This window comes from Bacillus cereus group sp. BfR-BA-01379, assembly GCF_022663605.1.
GTDB classification, from domain to species: domain Bacteria; phylum Bacillota; class Bacilli; order Bacillales; family Bacillaceae_G; genus Bacillus_A; species Bacillus_A mobilis.
On the sequence record NZ_JAKUFT010000008.1, the window covers coordinates 45,249 to 62,913 of the forward strand.

A 17,665-nucleotide genomic window follows, 5' to 3' on the forward strand; every position below is an offset into this window, starting at 1 on the left:
ACGTAGTGGAAGAAATACTTAGAGAGATAGAGAGAAAACTAGAATGGCCTCGTATTGCAAAGTGTACAGCTATTTCAAAAGGTTTTTCACATGAAGAGAAATATAAAATAGAATTAGAAAACAGAATAACATATTTTGTGAAGGTATGTGATGCTGTTCATTTTGAACGTAAACAAGAAGAATATACGTATATGAAGCAATTAGAGTCATTACATATTCCAACGCCTAAATTAATTCATTTCATAAAGCTTGAGAAATTAAATAAATGTATTCAAGTATTTGAATGGATACAAGGTGTAAATGGTGAAGAAGGTTTAGGGAAGCTATCAGTGGAAGAACAGTATCATGCAGGAAGAAAAGCAGGAGAAGTATTAAAGAAGATTCACTCAATTGAAAAAGAAAGTGCAAGTAATAAATGGGAAACGGTTCGATGGAATAAATACGAAAGATACGTAGATGCGTTAGCGAACTATGAAATAGACTTCCTTGATTTGAAGCCAGTATTAAGATTTGTAGGGGAGCATAAACAATTATTGAAAAATCGTCCAATCACATTTTTACACGATGACTTCCATCCAGCAAATAGTATGATTCAGAATAAGGAGTTTATCATAATCGATTTTGGTGGATATGATTTTGGCGATCCAATACATGATTTTTATAATGTAGCGATTTTTACTACAAGAATAAGTAAACCATTTGCGGTTGGACAAGTTCACGGATATTGCGGAGGCGAACCATCGCTTCATTTTTGGAAACTGTACTCCTTATATGCAGCAATGACATTCCCAGCGGATATCGTATGGACAAACCGAAGCACACCGCATTTAGTAGATGGTATGAAGGAAAGGTTGAACGGAATTTTAGAAGATCATAATCATTTTTCATCCTATATTCCAAAATGGTATCAATCACAACATACGGATATAATAAACTATAAGCAATGGAGGGAATCATATGGATAAAATAGCAGTAATTTCAGATATTCACGGTAATATTCCGGCATTAGATTCTGTACTGAAAGATATTAAAGTAAGAGGTATTGAGCGCATCATTTGTCTTGGAGATTTAGTCGGAAAAGGTCCTCATTCTAGCGAAGTGATTGAAATCATTCGTAAGGAATGTGAAGGCGTTGTAATGGGGAACTGGGATGATTTTATTACAAAACCAACTGAATTTGAGGCGTTAAAATGGCATCAAAACCAACTATCTGAAGAACAAAATGAATATTTAAGAAGCTTACCATTTTCAATCGAATTTTATATGAGCGGCAAACTCATTCGTATGTTCCACGCTTCACCAAGAAGTTTATATGAAAGAATTCAGCCACATGCCTCAAGAGAAGAACGAGTTAGTATGTTTGAAAATAGCGATTTTACGGAAAATATAGAAGGGGAAAGAAAACCAGATGTCGTTTGCTACGGTGACGTTCACCAAGCATTCGTTCAAAATTTCAGAGGGAAAACGTTATGTAATGCTGGTAGTGTAGGCAATCCACTTGAAATTACACAAGCTTCCTATTTAATATTCGAAGGAACATACAATGAAAAAGAAGCCGCAAGCTTTTCCATTCAACTCGTACGTGTACCGTATGATATTGAATTAGCTATCAGGCTAGCAGAAGAACTCGATATGCCAGAAATTGAAGAATATAAACAAGAATTACGGACTGCATTGTATCGAGGCTTTAAGGGAAAGTAAGCCAATCATAACATATCAACGATTTTTCAAATATATATATCATAACTTAAAATATATCGGCGATTTTTTCGATATATCGACGATTCGACAAAGGATATCGACTTACCGACAAATAATGACATAAACTATTACTCATAATAATATTATGTAAACAGATTGTGGGAGGAAATACCATGAACCGAAAACAACGAATCAAAGAAATTGCAGATCATATTTTAAAATTAAATGTAACCCATCCAACAAGAGTTGGAGTAAGTGGTATAACAGCGTCAGGAAAAACAACATTTGCAAACGAATTAGCAGAGGAAATGAAAAAGCTCGGAGTTCCAGTAACACGCGCCACCATTGACGATTTTCATAATCCGAGAGCAATTCGATACGCGCAAGGAAAAGAATCGGCAAGAGGGTATTACGAAGATGCACACGATTATACAGCTTTCAAAGAAAGGTTATTAAAGCCTTTAGGACCAGACGGGAATTTACAATATGAAACAATTTCTCATAATTTAAAAACGGATATCCCTGTACATAATGAGCCGTTAAGGGCCCAGCACAATATGGTACTAATAGTAGATGGAACGTTTCTATTGAAAAAAGACGTTGCACATTTATTTGACTATAAAATTTTCGTAGATACAGATTTTGAGACTGCGAGAAAACTTGGTGCAAAGCGCGAGACTGAGGCTTTTGGAAGTTATGAAAAAGCTGAGAAGATATTTTTGAATAGGTATCATGCGGCTTGTAAGATGTATATAGATGAGCATAATCCGAAAGAGTGTGTGGATGTTGTATTTCGGAATAGTGATTTTAATGATCCGGTAGTTGTATGTAAAGGAATTTAATACGGTTTATATAGAAAAAATCGTGAAAGGGGATGTTTTGGGTGGATAAGAAAGATAATCCGAACGATTGGCCTGTGTGGGCAAATGAGTCAGTAGAGATAGTTAATGCAAATCCTGATTGGCAAGATAAAGGCCGATGTGAAGAACAGCAACTATATGAACTGCTTGCTCCTCACGGTATAAGTAAAGTAATACATATAGGAAGTACATCCATACCTGGTTTACCAGCAAAACCTATCATTGATTTAATGGCTGAAATAGACTCATTTGATAAAGTACTATATATTTCAGCGAAATTGGCCATATATAATTGGCATTATGTAAGCCCAGAATTAGATGAAAGACCTTGGAGAAGGTTCTTTGTGAAAGTTAAGAATAATAGGCGTGTAGCGCACCTGCATTTGATGGTTAAAGGAACTGAGCGATGGGAGCAACAACTTTTATTTCGTAACCGCTTACGAGAAAATCCACAATTAGTTTATGAGTATTCAAATCTTAAACAAGATTTAGCTAAAAGATTTAACCAAGATAGAGAAGCATACACAAAAGCTAAAACAGAATTTATTAAACAAGTTCTAAAATGATTTAAATTTTGATTGTAATTACGTTTGAATATAAAAGAAAAAACATACTTTATTTTATAACTTAAACTTACATGAAATGCATGTAAACAAAGTGAGAGACTACGATGCTCTAATGTATTTCCTTTTATTTATCATGATGAATTTTATATAATTGAATCAAGTTCATAGAAAGATAGGTACTAAAACGATTCTAAAAATCGACTTGATTTTATGAAAAAAATTAAAGGGAATAAGGCGAAAATAAGTTAATAAAGTAAAAAGGGGACAAGAAATATAATGAATGAAGTACTAGAATTAAAAGAAGAACTACTACAAATTAAAAATAATAATTATGCTGTACCAGAAGACGTAGATGCATATCCATATGCGCAGTGGATGCTAGATTATATCGGATCACCTGATGCTGAATTACGTGATGATTTAATTTATAGTACGCTTCACACATGGATTACAAATGATGTATTTAGACAAAAAGAGTTACGAGGATTAATGTTACAAGCGATTAGTCCTGATTATTTATTTTATAAAATTGGTGAAAAGGGAACAGACTCTGTATTTAAACGTGCATTCTCCGTATTAATCCCACCACTTATTTTATCTGTTCATGAAAGAGAACCATTGTTATCTGAAGAGCAACTGTACAGTGTGGCAGAACAAGTACTGGAATATGTATATTTAGAAGAAGATGTAAGAGGCTACGTAGAAGGAAAAGGTTGGGCACATTCTACTGCACATGCAGCGGATGCACTCGATGCTTTAGCGCGTACAATACAAAATCGTGAGTTTTCATATGCAATACTAGCTGCTGTTCGTCAGAAGGTTCGATTAAGTGATTACGTATATGTGCACTTTGAAGATGAGAGATTAGTAGCGCCAATTATGTCGTTACGTAACCAAAATCTTTTAACTGAAGAAGAGTGGAGCAATTGGCTACATAGCATAGCAACTGTTGAAGACATCCGACATCCGCAGCATGCTATTTTAGTACAAAATGTTAGAACTTTCCTAAGAAGTTTTTATTTCAGAGTTTTAGAGGCAGAAGGTAGTACAGCCTTTACAGATGATATATTAGAGACTTTGAAGGGTTTGCGTAGGTATTAAAAATATATTTTTCGAATAGCAAAGTACATAAAACCAACATCTCCCAACCATACTAATAAAATGTGTTGGAGGTGAATGTTATGGACAAAAAAGACTTTGAAAAAGTTTATAATGATTACTTACATCAAGGAGAAGAGCAAGCTCAATTTGATGTAAACCATGCAGTCAATTTAGGATTAGAACAAATTGTTGCTGTTCGTAAAAATGATGATGGTGATTTAATAGCGTTTAAAACAAGTAGCGGGAGAGAGTTAGATTATATAACTGCTCTTAGTGAAGCGAAATCTGGGAAGTTAGCTCATGTGGACGTATTTCATAAGTATGGTAGAGATATTATACGAAGTGAACCGGATGGAATAAAAGAAAATAACTTAGATAATTTACCTTCATTTTAAAAAGGTAAACCTCAAGAAGAGAATGTTTATTTCGATATTCTCTTCTTTGTTTTGCGAAGTTTTCCTAGCAAATAGACGATTCATTTTTAAAGTGCGATTATACTTTTAAAGAGCGCTCGAAACTTCTCTTTATCTTCTGCTGTAAATGGTTTCGGTCCCTTTGTACGCTTACCACTTTTTCGAACCATTGCACTTAAATATCGTGTTTGTAATAGTTGGTCAATGTTTTCATTCGTATACTTATAGCCTTTATGGTGTAGCACGATACAGCCTTTTGCTAAAGCGAGCGAAGCAAGACCGTAATCTTGTGTTACGATTAAATCTTCTTTTTTTGCTAACTGCATAATTCGGTAATCTGCAGCATCTGCTCCGGAATCAACATAAATTGTTTCCACACCTTTTGGTTGTTCCGCATTAGAGTAATGAGAAAAGCTAGTAACGAGGGTTACAGGGATTTCTGCATTCGTAGCCTCTAAAATAATCACATCTTTTACAGGACAAGCATCTGCATCAACGTAAATTTTCATTTTTATCGCTCCTATAAAGTGAAACTTTAATCAGTGGGGGGCATCCTCCACTGATTATTAGTTGAACCAATCGGGCATTTACGGGCAGTTGATCTCCCACCTAACTTCTTTGTTACAGCTGAATTTTGAGGTAGGAGTTTTATTGCCCGTTAATACGGGATAACTAGGTTCGTGTTGATAATAATGGTAGATTTTTCTTTTGTCAAACGAGAAAGCTTTATGTAAAGTTATTTTCCACAAACTAAAATAGCCTCACGCAAACGAGAAATACCTTCCTCAATTTGATCAATATTCACTTTTCCATAAGATAAACGAATATAACCATCTTTCGCACCGAAAATACTACCGGGCATAAAGGCGATTTCTTGTTTTAAGCTTTGCATAATAAGTTGTTTTTCGTTTATCGGTTCTTTTAATTTTCCCCATATGTATATACCACCGGTCGGGTTTGAAAAAGAGATTTTATCGTGAAGTTGCTCGTTTAGGGCGCGAACGATAACGTCTCTTTTTTCTGCTAATTGTTTTCGTAACGGTACGATATGAGATTGAAATGGTACAGTTTCGAAAAATTGTTGCATAAGCCACTGCGGGAAAATGCTCATACCTAATTCCATTTGGTGCCTTGCGTCGGATAACCTTTCTACTACAGACTGCGGAGCGACAAGCCAGCCAACTCGTAAACCTGGTGCAATCATTTTTGATAAGGAATGTACATAAATGACTGTTCCATTTTCATCAATTGATTTTAAAGTAGGGCAAGGTTGTTTCTTTTCTAACGTAAGTAAACTGGACGGATCATCTTCAACAATCGCAATTCGTAAATCTGCGCAAAGTGATAACAGTTTTTTTCTACGGTTTGGATGCAGCATTGTGCCCGTAGGATTTTGGAAGTTTGGATTTAAAAAGATCATTTTAATACGATGCTTTCTATATAATTCTTGCACATCGTCTGGATTAATACCATGTTCATCGACAGGTAACGGGAAAATACGGATACCTGCTGATTGGAATAACGGTAAGGAATAACAGTGTGAAGGACTTTCGAAAGCGACCGCATCACCTGGATTTAATAAACATTGCACGATAAGGTGAAGTGCTTGCTGTGCGCCTGATGTAATCATAATGGACTGCTCAGTTGCTTCAACTTTTAAATATTCCTTCATATATTTTACGACCGCTTGTCTTAGCGGGAGATACCCTTGCGGATGATCATAACTTAATGAATGCGTTAACGGTTGTTCTCGTAAAATCGTTTGTAGTTGATTGTGAGGATAGAGGTTACAACCGAGCTCTCCATTTGCGAAATCAATGATGTTTTCATTTTGTTGTACTTCCGCACGAATATGGCGAAGTAACGGTAAGTTTGGTAAAAACGTACCACCTTCTACGAAATTTCTCCAGTTCGGCGTTAATGTTGGAGAAACGCCCCACATATGTGTACTTACACGTGTACCTTTACCAGTCGTACTTTCTACAATTCCCATAGCGCGTAGTTCATTATAAGCAGTCGTTACTGTACTTCGGTTTACATTTAACTGCGTAGCTAATTTCCGTTCGGAAGGGAGGAAGCTACCAGGTGGAAGTTCTCCGTATGTAATACGTTTTTCAATAAAGTCAACAACTTGCTGATAAATTGGGATTTTACTGTCGTTATCTAGCTTCCATTCCATACAAACGCCTCCGCATCTCTTATATACATTCAGTATAACAAATTGGCTGGGTAAAAAAACAGCCAATTGGACGGTGTTATATCCAGCCAATTTTACTATGCTAAATATGGAAGGGGAGATTCGGATGAAAAGATGGCAAATGGAATGGCTCCTAGTATCAGTTGCATTAGTATGGGGAGCAAACTATACAATAGGAAAGTATGGCGTGGCATATATGTCATCCATTCAATTTAATAGTTTACGATTTTTAGTAGCATCACCGGTATTATTACTTATTACATTTATGATGGAACGCTCATTACGTATTGAAAGAAAAGATTGGTTACGATTAGTAGCAGTCGGTATCGTTGGTACGGCGATGTATCAAACGATGTTTATGCTATCTGTGAAATATACTTCGGCAACGAACGCCTCATTATTAATTGCGATGTCACCTATTTTTACAGGGATATTAGCAGTATTACACAAACAAGAACGTTTTTCGATGAAAGTACAAATTGGTTCAATAGTAGCGTTTATTGGTGCAGCATTCGTTTTATTAACAGGGCATACAGGAGGAGCTACTTATGAATATGCGTGGCTCGGAAATGTAATTGGATTAGTCGCAGCAATTGCGTGGGGATGGTATCCAATATTAGCGCAACCTCTTATTACAAAATACTCCGCAATGAGAGTCACATCATGGTCTACTTTAATTGGAATTGTACCGCTAGTTATATACTGTTTATTCAACGTAAATTCTTTAACATGGCCAGTAGATACGCCAAGCTGGGGATCACTAGCATATTCAATCATCTTTGCGACAATTTTCGGACTTGCAATGTGGTATGTCGGTATTAGTCAAATAGGCTCAACGAAGGTAATGGTTTATATGTATCTCGTCCCATTGTTCGCAGTTATCTTTGCAGCAGTAACAATTGGAGAGAAAATTAATATGATGCAACTCGTTGGCGGGCTGATTATATTTATCGGTTTATATGTTGTAAAAAAAGGCGGAATCAAAAAGCCTGCTCTCAATTTGAAAAAAGTCAGTTAATAGTAAAAAGGATCTCTTTCATATAGAAGGAGATCCTTTTTTATTTCGTAATAAAAGAGCTTGTTCAACCGCCCATTTTTGATAATCATGAATGAGAAGCTCTACAGCAAGTAATGGAGACATCCATCGTAAAACATGATCATCCTCACAGTTTTCAGTTTTTTTCTGCACCATGTTCGCAATATAAAAGAACCCATCGTTTAAATAATATGTATCCTCTTTCTCTGCATAAAAATATCGTGCCGCATTACCGATATATTGATTAATTTCAACTACCCATCCTAATTCTTCTAGTAGTTCACGGTGCAAACATGCATCTTTTGTTTCATCACCTTCCATACCACCACCAGGTAAAAAGTAACGGTCACCTTTTTGGATAACAGCAATCATTGAAGAAGATGAATGGAAAATAATCGCATAACAACTAGGTCTTAATACATAATGAACGGTACGTTTTTTCGAGCCAAACGTGAGTTTTGAAATCATAAAACACGACCTTTCTCTATAAAATAAATAAAAGGGATATTAAGGTAAAAGTAGAGTGGTAATAAGTATAATCTTAATAGATTGGAGTGGTAACAACATGATAAATCGAAAATGTTCAAGATGTAAAGAAATAACAGGTACGCTGCACGGTGGTAAAAAAATTAAGGAAGAATTTTTATGTGAGGACTGTTTGCAAAAAGGAATTGAGAGCGGGGAAATCGAATTATCACAAGTGGAGCAAGAACAAACTTCGTATCTTTCTATAAAAATATTAAAAATAATGAGTGTGATTTATTTAATAGCATCTATTTTTATGGCTTTTTCAACCGGTCCATTTATACATAGTATAGGATTTGATGAAATGTCCATTTCAGGCCCAGAATTAGGTCTAATAAGTATTGTTATGTTAGGTTCTATATTCCAGTCTGTTCTTGTATTTTGCGGGATTTGGGTATTCATCCTTTTAGTAGAAACAGTCATTAAAATTTATGAAAAAATGAAGTGAGTGAGAGGGCGAAACATATGCAAGTAAGAAACATCCAAGGGGAAGATTATGTAAAGATTCATTCTGTTTTAAATGATTGGTGGGACGGGAGAGATATGGCTGCTATGTTACCAAAGCTGTTCTTCGTTCATTTTCAAGAAACGAGTTTTATTCTTGAAGAAGATGGCGAAACGTTAGGTTTCTTATGCGGATTCTTTTCACAAACATATAAAGATGAAGCGTATGTTCATTTTATCGGTGTAAATCTGAAGTATAGAAGAAGAGGAATCGCATCGACATTGTATTCTTATTTCTTTGATATCGCTCGTGCAAATAACCGTAAAGTTGTAAAAGCAATTACGTCACCGATTAATAAAAAGTCGATACAGTTTCATCAAGAAATCGGTTTTCGAATTGATGCCGGGGATGATGAGATAGAGGGTGTATCGGTACATACAAATTATGATGGGAACGGCGGTAGTAGAGTTTTGTTTTTGAAAAATGTGTAAAAGTAGGGTGGGCAAATTAAGTTTTATCTTAAAACGCCATCCTTTATTATTTTGTTAATTTGATAGAAGCCAGTAGAGGTGTCGAACGGAATTTCCGTAAAATCATTTTATCAAAAAGGGGATCTATATGAATTTTGAAAGAGATAGATATTTTTTAGAAATGGCATTGGAAGAAGCTGAAAAGGCATTAAATGAAAACACATATCCAGTAGGAGCAGTTATTGTTGATGGAAATAATAATGTCATTGCAAGAGGAAGAAATAGAGTACATCCACAAAAAGACATAACTGCTCACGCAGAGATAGATGCTATTCGCAATGCAGGCCAAGCGATGTTTAATGCAAAAATAAAAAATGAGAAGTTTACTATTTATAGCACGTTGGAACCATGCCCAATGTGTACAGGTGGTATTTTATTTGCAAAAATACAGAGAGTAGTTTGGTTGCTAAATGATGACTTAGGCTTTGGTGGATATAAAAAAATAAAAAATGCTTCAGTTTTCGAAGGGAAATTTAATAAAATCGAAATGGTGGAAGAACCATTTGGAGATTTAAAAATGAGACAATTAGAACTTATGAGACAATGGGAGCTAAATCCAAATAATATAATTAATTTGCGTAAGGCTATAAAAAAATAGTGAAATTACATCGATTTAACAATAAAATATGGAAGATTCTATTATTAATAGAAAGCCGTCCTAAAAGTATTCTAGGATGGTTCTTTTTGTTTGTGAGGAGGAAAGTATATGGAGAGTTCTCAAAGTAAAGATGAATACTTACGACGCATTTATAAAGTGCAAGATTATATAGAATCAAACATTGATAATCCACTTTCAATTGAAGAGTTAGCAGATGTAGCAGGATTCTCAAAGTTTCATTTTCATCGTATTTTTAAGGGGATAGTAGACGAGCCATTATCACGATATGTAAACCGATTAAAGTTAGAAAGAGCAACACATCTACTTACATATCGCACAGATATGACGATTACGGATATCGCTTACCATTTTGGCTTTACAGATTCAGCAGTTTTCTCCCGCGCATTTAAAAGTCATTACGGAATAAGTCCATCTCAATATCGAAACGACAATAGCAAGAATTGCAAAGACGAAAGCGGAACTTCTCAATACAATGAGTGTAAGAAGGTTCGAGGAAATGTTGAAATTGTATCATCGGACGATATACACGTCGCATACATAAGGCATATCGGTACATATGAAGAGTTAACGATAGCTTTTCCAAAAATGATAGAGAAATTATTTCATTACGCAGCTGAGGCAAACTATCATGTATTTGAGGATACGAAAGTATTAACCATTTACCACGATCATCATGAATTTACTGAGGACAATCATTTAAGAACTAGTTTATGTATAACAATTCCGGATGGGTCCGTAGTAGAAACAAGCGACATTGGAATAATGGTAATACCTTCTGGAAAGTATGCGGTAGGTCATTTTGAAATATTCCAAGATGAATACAAAGGGGCATGGGATTTCTTATACGGTGAGTGGTTTCCAAACAGCGGATATAAACCGAGAGATTCGTATCCTTTTGAAATGTATAAAAATGACCCAAGGCAGCACCCGGAAAATAAACATAAAGTTGATATATATGTACCTATCGAACCTTTTTAATCATGGGTTAAAGGGGAATGAATAATGAAAACTGCTGAAAAGTTAGATCTAATTATAAAAGAAGAATACAAAAATATTAATGGGATGTTAGTAGTACAAAAAGGTAATGTTATTTTTGAAAACTATTATAACGGTCACAGTCCGAATGATGCATTTCATATAGCGTCAGTCACAAAAACGATTGTTTCTGCGTTAATTGGACTATGTGTAGATAAAGGGTATATAAAAAGTGTTGATCAAAAAGTAATAGAATTTTTCCCGGAATATAACGTTCATTCATCTGAAATAACAGTAGGGCATCTTCTTACGATGACAGCTCCACATCCTTTCGTAGACTGGCAGGAACCGTTAGAAGAATTATGTACACAACAGGATTGGATTGAGTATACGTTAAATAGAATTGGAATAGGTGGAGAAATTGGAGCTTTTAAATATTCATCTGCAGGAGCTCATCTATTATCAGCAATCATAACGAGCGCAACAGCAAAAAGTGCCCGTGACTTTGCAAATGAGTACTTATTTCGACCACTCGGCATGAGAGAAATTCCAAACTACAATATGAAAGCATTTGGATTCGATGACTTATTCGGAAAAGATGTAAAGGGATGGGTTCAAGATCCAAATGGTATTTCGACAGGCGGCTGGGGACTCACGTTAACAGCTAGAGATATGGCTAAGTTTGGACAGTTGTATTTGAATAAAGGTATTCATAATGGAAAACAAATACTATCAAAATCATGGATAAAAGAATCGACAACAATGAACCAAAATCAATATGGTTACTTATGGTGGTTACGAGAAGAGGATGGAATCTTTTCATACTGTGCAATGGGCGATGGTGGGAATGTGATTTGCTGTATTCCGGAGAAGGAATTGGTGGTGGTGATCGCTTCTGAAATTATGGCGAATGTGGGAGATAGATGGAAGTTAATTAAAGACTGCATACTTCCTTATTTAAAAGATTAAGATGTGTATTTTTATGAAAATAAAAGGATTAGTTATACTTCTTATATTCACCATGATTGAAATTAGCGTTGTGAGAACAAAGTCGTTCAACTAAGATTAGAAAACTTCAACACCTATACGATTATTGAATAATTGCAAGGTGTTGAAGTACTTTATAATTTGTTTAGGTACTTTTAACTATATTTTAACTTTTCGATGTATAAGGTACATCATGCCAAACACAATTACTAGCAAGATAAATTTAATTAATTCCATTAGGCTAATATCCCATTTTGTTTCTACTCCATCTGTTAAATAAAATACATTACACATACCATGTAAAATTGCGGGTGTTATCACAGAACGGCTATACTCTCTCGTATATGTCAAAATTATAGATAATATAAATAATAATGAGAGAAAGCTTAATATTCCTACAAGCTGAAACTCATAATTTTTATAAAAGATTGATACTGGTAAATGCCATAAAGACCAAAGCGATGCAGTAATGATTGCTGTTTGTTTTAATGAATATTTTTTTCGTAAATGGTAATGGAAATTTCCACGCCATATGATTTCTTCTAAAAATGCAGACAAAGCAGCAATTGTAAGACCAATGAGCAAGAGAATTCCTAATTCATTCCAATGATGAAATAAGAACTTTATATTATAAATATAAAAATAAAAATGGAGACATAGTCCTAGAAGGAGTGGCAATAGTATAGAGAAAATTAGTATTATTATTTTTGGCCGTGAAATTCCAAATGTATGAACTATTTTTTGTTTCTTATATAATTTCTGATATAAAATAGCAGCTAAAAGTGGAATAACCATCGTAAACCCTAAATAATTACGACCATTTTCTATGTTCAGTAAGATGATATATACAAGTGATGTGAGGCAATACATACATAATGTTGAATGATAAACTATGTTTCTATTCATATTGTTCACCTACTTACATGTATAAGTGATTAATCAAATATCCGATATTTTAATTATATATGAAATGGAAATTACATATGTTGAACTTGTAGAAAAAGTTAGACTAACCCCGTAACTTTTCACAGTAAAAAATCGTTTAACAAAAGAAAGGATTTCCAATCACGAATGGGGGATAACCATGAAGATTCTAATTCTAGGTGGTACACGATTTTTAGGAAGAGCTTTTGTAGAAGAGGCTTTAAAAAGAGGGCATGAAGTTACATTATTTAATCGCGGAACAAATAAAGAAATTTTTCCTGAAGTAGAGCAGTTAATCGGTGACAGAAATGATGATGTTTCAAGTTTAATAAATCAAAAATGGGACGCGGTAGTCGACACGTGTGGATTTTCTCCACATCACATTAGAAATGTTGGAGAAGTGTTACGGGATAATATAAAGCATTATATATTCATTTCAAGTCTTTCCGTTTATAAAGATTGGATTCCGCATTATATAAAAGAAGATTATATATTACAACCTGAACCTACGGGTGATCAAATAAAGGCTGTGGAGAATGGTGAAGTTTCTCCTTATAAGTATTACGGTGCGCTGAAAGTATTGTGTGAAAAAGAAGCAGAGAAGTATTGGCCGGGGCGCGTTTTACACGTAAGAGCAGGACTTCTTTCAGGAATGTTTGATTATACAGATCGGCTTCCATACTGGATTGGTCGTGTAGCAAAGGGAGGGGAAATATTAGTTCCAGGAAGAAAAGACCGTCCAGTGCAGATAGTTGATATAAAAGACATCGCAAACTGGGGACTAAATATGACAGAAAACAATAAAGCAGGTATATACAATGTAACAGGTCCGAACTATGAATTGACAATGGAAGAGCTATTAAGTACGTGTAAAAATGTTACGAATAGTGATGCTGCATTCGTTTGGGTAGACGAGTCGTTTATGAGTGAACATAATGTGCAGCCTTGGACAGAGATGCCTTTATGGCTTCCAGAAACTTTTTCATTAGAAGGTGAAACGAAGCCGTGGAAAGGTGGTTTTTCTATTAGTATTGATAGCGCTATAAAAGAAGGACTTACTTTTAGAAGGTTAGAACATACAGTTACAGATGTGTATGAGTGGATGAAGAGTGTGGATGAATGGGAATTAAAAGCAGGTATTTCAGGAGAGAGGGAGAAAGAGTTGTTAGAAAAGTGGTATCAATAAATTTAAATGAGTCCTTTGAATATACTTGATGGCACATAAGGAGGAGAAAAGGTGATGTGGAAAAACAGCATTCACAGTATCTCACCAAACTTAAGTTTGAAAAAAACAGCTATGACGGATGAACTAACTGATATACAAAACTGTTTACATGTGGAGTTACCGAATGAGTTATATCAATTATTACAGGAAACAAACGGTGTAGAAGGTGAATACGGAGACTTTATATGGTCTACTTCAAAAATTAAAACTGAAAATATGAATATGAGAAATATAGTTGATTTCAAGGACTTATATATGCCATTTGACTGTTTATTATTTATTGCTGATGGCGGAAATGGTGATTTGTTTGGTTATTCCATTTTGAACGGAATCGTGCAAAGAGATGATATATATGTATGGAATCATGAAAATGATAGTAGAACTTGGGTTGCTCCTTCGTTAGAAACGTTTATGAAGTGGTGGGAAAGTGGGAAGATAACAATTTAAACATAGTATCAAGAAAAAGTGCCTTGTTACTAAAGAAACAAGGCACTTTTTTACGTATAATTAACCTACCACTCAATTGGTTCTTCTCCGTACATTTCCCATAGCTTAGGAAACATCTTTTTTAATCCTTCTTCGTCATCATCATCCCAGTCTAACTCAATATCGATATCGTCGAACTTTTCATTGGACAAGACGTGATATAGCGTAAAGTATGTATCATCTTCGTCACCAGTCTTCTCCACATATACTTCTTGTCCGAAATATAGCGTGAGTTCTTCGATTTCAGGAACGTCATCCTCACTCAAATTTTCTAATACAGAAATTAACCGTTCTGGATCTTCAATACATGCTTCGTACGTTTCTTTTCCTTGATATAGTAACCAACCGCGGAAGTAATCAAAACAATCATCCGAACAGCCACCCATAATAATATATGCTGCTGCCCATAAACGAGACGTATAGGAATCTTTTAATATACGATGCATATGCGTATCAAAAGCTACAATTTCGTGTACTGTACGTTTAGCGAGATGAGAAGTAAGCCATTCTATTTGTTCTTCTTGGTCTTCACCTTTCATTTTTGCGCGATCAAGAAGTTCCCAAAATTCTTCTTCTGTTATCGTTTTTTCTTTTATGTAATCTTCCCCAGGGCATGGGTCGATATATCCCTTTTTACGCTTGGAAGTAATTAGTTTGTTAGCTTCTTTCATACATTCTTCTTCTGTTTCAAACTCTTTCGCTTTTACACTACCAGCTGTGTCAATTTTTCCGTAAAACACAACATAATCCTTTTCTTTCACAACGATTTTCCAAAACTTATTTGATTTCTCAGTTTGCTGGATTAATAACGTTTCCATTCGTACCCCCATAATGTTTTTCTAGTGTGTATTGTAACATATAAATATCCCTGTAATGATAAAAGATAAGCGTAATTATTGGAAAGTTCAAAACTCGTTGAATGAAATAGAAAAATTTAGTAATCTTATTTGTACAGCACATACATTTATATAGCAATTTTTAAATTAAATATAGGGGGGCAATCGGTATGGATCTTACATTCAAAGTTGAGGAAACATGTTTTAATTACCGCGTCGGAGCAATTTGTAAACAGGATAATAAAATACTCATTCTGCAAGGTGACGGTGAAGATTTTTGGTATGTACCAGGCGGAAGAGTGAAAATGCTAGAAAATAGTGAAGACGCGTTAAAACGAGAACTTGCGGAAGAGTTAGCGGTTCCTATTGAGATAAAGAGATTAATATGGTCGGTAGAAAATTTCTTTACACTTTCTGAACGGAAATTTCATGAAATTAGTTTTTATTATGAAATAGAGCTGAAACAATTACCTGCAAATGGGGCACAGCAATATATTTTGGAAGAAGAAGGTAGAACATATTTCTTTAAGTGGGTGCCGGTAGAAAAGTTAGACACATATAACTTACAGCCAGCATTTATAAAAGAGAAAATAAAGGATGTAATAGTTCATACAGAACATATCGTTTTACAAAAGTGAGCCTACAAACCCCTTTAAATCAATGTTTTCAAGTGCTTTTAAAAGGGTCTTCAAACATTTTTCAAACATTAGCATCAAAATATGTTTTTTGCGAATGCTTTCACCGCATCTTCTTGCATATTTGGTAAAACATGAGAATAGATTCTTAAAGTTAAAGAGATATCCGAATGACCCAAACGCATGCCTGTAGTTATTGCAAGAAGATATCCAATATGATATCGTGATTCTTGTGAGTGTAATAAAAACTGTTTTACTTCTTTCTCTATCCAAGTCTGGATGGAGCTTTTTTCTGTTTTACGTATCACAGCTAAAGTAGCCGGATTTCTAAAAATAATATTTTGTTTTACAGCTAGATTTAAAGCTGCACTTAGGACCCGATGTTGAAAGAGTATAGTGTTGTTTGCAATGCCACTATTCACTCCAGATTGATAGCATTTTTGTATGTGCATAACATTTAATTTATGAAGTGGAATCATGCCTATACTAGACTGATATGTAGATAGGCTACTCTTTTCTACACTCATCTTTTTCATTTCTAACCACTGAATCAAATAGTCTTTTAAAGTAACCTTAGATGGCTCTACAAACGTACCTTCATTCAACTCCGTTATCTTCTTCGCTATATCATTTTCAGCTTCTTTTTTTGTTTTATAACCAGAAAACCACTTTTGTCTTCTTTTTCCTGTCTCTGGATCAGGACCGATATCAATAACGATACAATATTTATTTCCTCTTTTCGAATATGTCCTTTCACTTAAAACATTCCTTCAGTTATTTTTGAATCATGTTGTATAAGTCTAGTTGTAATTTTGCTGCTATGAAAATTACATAGTTGGACATATCAGCGATGGATACATTTTACCATATATGAACCAATTCAGTTATAGGGTATGATTGTCAGATAATACTAATTTTACCTTTACAATATATAGAAAATTCAGTAATATAATTAATGGAATTATAAAGCGATTTAAGGGGAGGAAGAAAGATGAAAAAGTTATTAGCAGTATTTTTCGCACTAGCATTAGTATTTACAGCTATTGGTTCTACACCAGCTATGGCAGCGGGGAATTCTGATGCAAGAATTGTAACTTATGTCGGAGTACTACAAAACTATATTTATGGTAAAAAGCCACTATTCAATAGTCCAAGTGATCCAACAGTAGTAGGATATGTAGCTAATCAATATGTAACAATAAAGCAACCATGGTTTATTGTTAATACATCTTTAGGGGAGAAATGGATGGGATTCAATCAAGGGGAAGTCTCACTATGGCGTGATTTTGATGCAGGTGCTGGACGTTTATATGTATCAGGAAAAGTGGCTATACGCAATGATCCAGGCTCTCAACCAGTAGGTTATGTTGCTAATCAAAACGTTACAGTAAAACAAGCTTGGTATTTAATTAATACATCTTTAGGACAAAAATGGATAGGTTATAATTTATAAAAAAGCGCTCATTATGAGTGCTTTTTTTATTTATATATAAGTCTAGTTGTAATGTTGCTACTATGAAAATTACATAGTTGGACATATCAGCGATGGATACATTTTACTATAGATGAACAAATTCAGTTATAGGGTTGTAAACTTTTACAAG

Annotated in this window: 21 protein-coding genes and 1 pseudogene; 16 read left to right on the forward strand and 6 right to left on the reverse strand. The window is 34.7% G+C overall.

The annotated features are described in order from the left end of the window. Positions 1-5 precede the first annotated feature (5 nt). The 6 genes from MR113_RS05000 (at position 6) to MR113_RS05025 (ending at position 4,623) form a co-directional block, all read left to right on the forward strand. Positions 6-965 (forward strand): aminoglycoside phosphotransferase family protein, encoded by a 960-nt coding sequence (locus MR113_RS05000; protein WP_242251765.1) that lies wholly within the window; start codon positions 6-8, stop codon positions 963-965. Next, positions 958-1,701, forward strand: coding sequence for a metallophosphoesterase family protein (locus MR113_RS05005; RefSeq protein WP_242251767.1), 744 nt, complete (start codon positions 958-960; stop codon positions 1,699-1,701). Before MR113_RS05000 ends, MR113_RS05005 begins: the two co-directional genes overlap by 8 nt. A 173-nt stretch (positions 1,702-1,874) precedes the next feature. Further along, positions 1,875-2,543, forward strand: coding sequence for a nucleoside/nucleotide kinase family protein (locus MR113_RS05010; protein ID WP_242251769.1), 669 nt, complete (start codon positions 1,875-1,877; stop codon positions 2,541-2,543). A 41-nt stretch (positions 2,544-2,584) separates the two neighbouring features. After that, positions 2,585-3,127 carry a GrpB family protein gene (locus tag MR113_RS05015; RefSeq protein ID WP_242251771.1) on the forward strand — a complete coding sequence of 181 codons (543 nt, stop codon included), beginning with the start codon at positions 2,585-2,587 and terminating at the stop codon, positions 3,125-3,127. A gap of 276 nt (positions 3,128-3,403) precedes the next feature. Continuing rightward, the gene (locus MR113_RS05020; protein ID WP_242251773.1) at positions 3,404-4,228 is read left to right on the forward strand and encodes a DUF2785 domain-containing protein; all 825 of its coding nucleotides are present in this window, start codon (positions 3,404-3,406) and stop codon (positions 4,226-4,228) included. An 80-nt stretch (positions 4,229-4,308) separates the two neighbouring features. Further along, a complete protein-coding gene (locus MR113_RS05025) occupies positions 4,309-4,623 on the forward strand; it encodes a DUF3892 domain-containing protein (protein ID WP_242251775.1) in 315 nt (104 codons plus the stop codon). A gap of 86 nt (positions 4,624-4,709) precedes the next feature. Here the strand turns inward: MR113_RS05025 and MR113_RS05030 are convergent, their stop codons facing one another. Then, on the reverse strand, positions 4,710-5,150 hold the full coding sequence (locus MR113_RS05030) for a YaiI/YqxD family protein (protein ID WP_242251777.1): 441 nt from the start codon (positions 5,148-5,150) through the stop codon (positions 4,710-4,712). A 227-nt stretch (positions 5,151-5,377) separates the two neighbouring features. Then, positions 5,378-6,820 carry a MocR-like pyridoxine biosynthesis transcription factor PdxR gene (gene pdxR / locus MR113_RS05035; protein WP_242251780.1) on the reverse strand — a complete coding sequence of 481 codons (1,443 nt, stop codon included), beginning with the start codon at positions 6,818-6,820 and terminating at the stop codon, positions 5,378-5,380. A gap of 124 nt (positions 6,821-6,944) precedes the next feature. On the opposite strand from pdxR, the gene MR113_RS05040 reads away from it, so the two are divergent. Next, on the forward strand, positions 6,945-7,856 hold the full coding sequence (locus MR113_RS05040) for a DMT family transporter (protein ID WP_242251784.1): 912 nt from the start codon (positions 6,945-6,947) through the stop codon (positions 7,854-7,856). 18 nt (positions 7,857-7,874) lie between these two features. Here MR113_RS05040 and MR113_RS05045 read toward each other — a convergent pair whose 3' ends face one another. After that, on the reverse strand, positions 7,875-8,342 hold the full coding sequence (locus MR113_RS05045; protein WP_242251786.1) for an NUDIX hydrolase: 468 nt from the start codon (positions 8,340-8,342) through the stop codon (positions 7,875-7,877). Between the two features lie 97 nt (positions 8,343-8,439). On the opposite strand from MR113_RS05045, the gene MR113_RS05050 reads away from it, so the two are divergent. From MR113_RS05050 to MR113_RS05070, 5 genes are all read left to right on the forward strand, one after another. After that, the gene (locus tag MR113_RS05050; protein ID WP_242251788.1) at positions 8,440-8,847 is read left to right on the forward strand and encodes a DUF3980 domain-containing protein; all 408 of its coding nucleotides are present in this window, start codon (positions 8,440-8,442) and stop codon (positions 8,845-8,847) included. Positions 8,848-8,864: 17 nt separating this feature from the next. Further along, positions 8,865-9,335: a GNAT family N-acetyltransferase gene (locus tag MR113_RS05055; RefSeq protein ID WP_242251791.1), complete on the forward strand. Its 471-nt coding sequence runs from the start codon at positions 8,865-8,867 to the stop codon at positions 9,333-9,335. 127 nt (positions 9,336-9,462) lie between these two features. Further along, complete coding sequence (locus MR113_RS05060; RefSeq protein WP_242251793.1) at positions 9,463-9,972, forward strand: nucleoside deaminase; 510 nt, start codon at positions 9,463-9,465, stop codon at positions 9,970-9,972. A 108-nt stretch (positions 9,973-10,080) separates the two neighbouring features. Further along, positions 10,081-10,971, forward strand: coding sequence for an AraC family transcriptional regulator (locus MR113_RS05065; protein ID WP_242251795.1), 891 nt, complete (start codon positions 10,081-10,083; stop codon positions 10,969-10,971). Between the two features lie 24 nt (positions 10,972-10,995). Beyond that, complete coding sequence (locus MR113_RS05070; RefSeq protein WP_242251797.1) at positions 10,996-11,937, forward strand: serine hydrolase domain-containing protein; 942 nt, start codon at positions 10,996-10,998, stop codon at positions 11,935-11,937. Between the two features lie 177 nt (positions 11,938-12,114). On the opposite strand, the gene MR113_RS05075 is transcribed toward MR113_RS05070, so the two are convergent. Then, positions 12,115-12,750, reverse strand: a complete 636-nt coding sequence (locus tag MR113_RS05075; protein ID WP_277929633.1) for a CPBP family intramembrane glutamic endopeptidase — start codon at positions 12,748-12,750, stop codon at positions 12,115-12,117. A 289-nt stretch (positions 12,751-13,039) separates the two neighbouring features. On the opposite strand from MR113_RS05075, the gene MR113_RS05080 reads away from it, so the two are divergent. Both MR113_RS05080 and MR113_RS05085 read left to right on the forward strand, forming a co-directional pair. Continuing rightward, the gene (locus MR113_RS05080) at positions 13,040-14,065 is read left to right on the forward strand and encodes an SDR family oxidoreductase (protein WP_242251801.1); all 1,026 of its coding nucleotides are present in this window, start codon (positions 13,040-13,042) and stop codon (positions 14,063-14,065) included. A gap of 54 nt (positions 14,066-14,119) precedes the next feature. Further along, positions 14,120-14,551 carry an SMI1/KNR4 family protein gene (locus MR113_RS05085; protein ID WP_242251931.1) on the forward strand — a complete coding sequence of 144 codons (432 nt, stop codon included), beginning with the start codon at positions 14,120-14,122 and terminating at the stop codon, positions 14,549-14,551. A 65-nt stretch (positions 14,552-14,616) separates the two neighbouring features. Here MR113_RS05085 and MR113_RS05090 read toward each other — a convergent pair whose 3' ends face one another. Beyond that, positions 14,617-15,408 carry a DUF4240 domain-containing protein gene (locus tag MR113_RS05090; protein ID WP_242251803.1) on the reverse strand — a complete coding sequence of 264 codons (792 nt, stop codon included), beginning with the start codon at positions 15,406-15,408 and terminating at the stop codon, positions 14,617-14,619. Between the two features lie 188 nt (positions 15,409-15,596). Between MR113_RS05090 and MR113_RS05095 the strand changes: the two genes are divergently transcribed. Beyond that, the gene (locus MR113_RS05095) at positions 15,597-16,064 is read left to right on the forward strand and encodes an NUDIX hydrolase (protein WP_242251804.1); all 468 of its coding nucleotides are present in this window, start codon (positions 15,597-15,599) and stop codon (positions 16,062-16,064) included. A gap of 170 nt (positions 16,065-16,234) precedes the next feature. Here MR113_RS05095 and MR113_RS05100 read toward each other — a convergent pair. Further along, a pseudogene (locus MR113_RS05100) lies at positions 16,235-16,818 on the reverse strand (Arm DNA-binding domain-containing protein); the annotation flags it as partial. 234 nt (positions 16,819-17,052) lie between these two features. On the opposite strand from MR113_RS05100, the gene MR113_RS05105 reads away from it, so the two are divergent. Next, positions 17,053-17,514, forward strand: coding sequence for a hypothetical protein (locus tag MR113_RS05105; protein WP_242251813.1), 462 nt, complete (start codon positions 17,053-17,055; stop codon positions 17,512-17,514). Positions 17,515-17,665 lie beyond the last annotated feature (151 nt).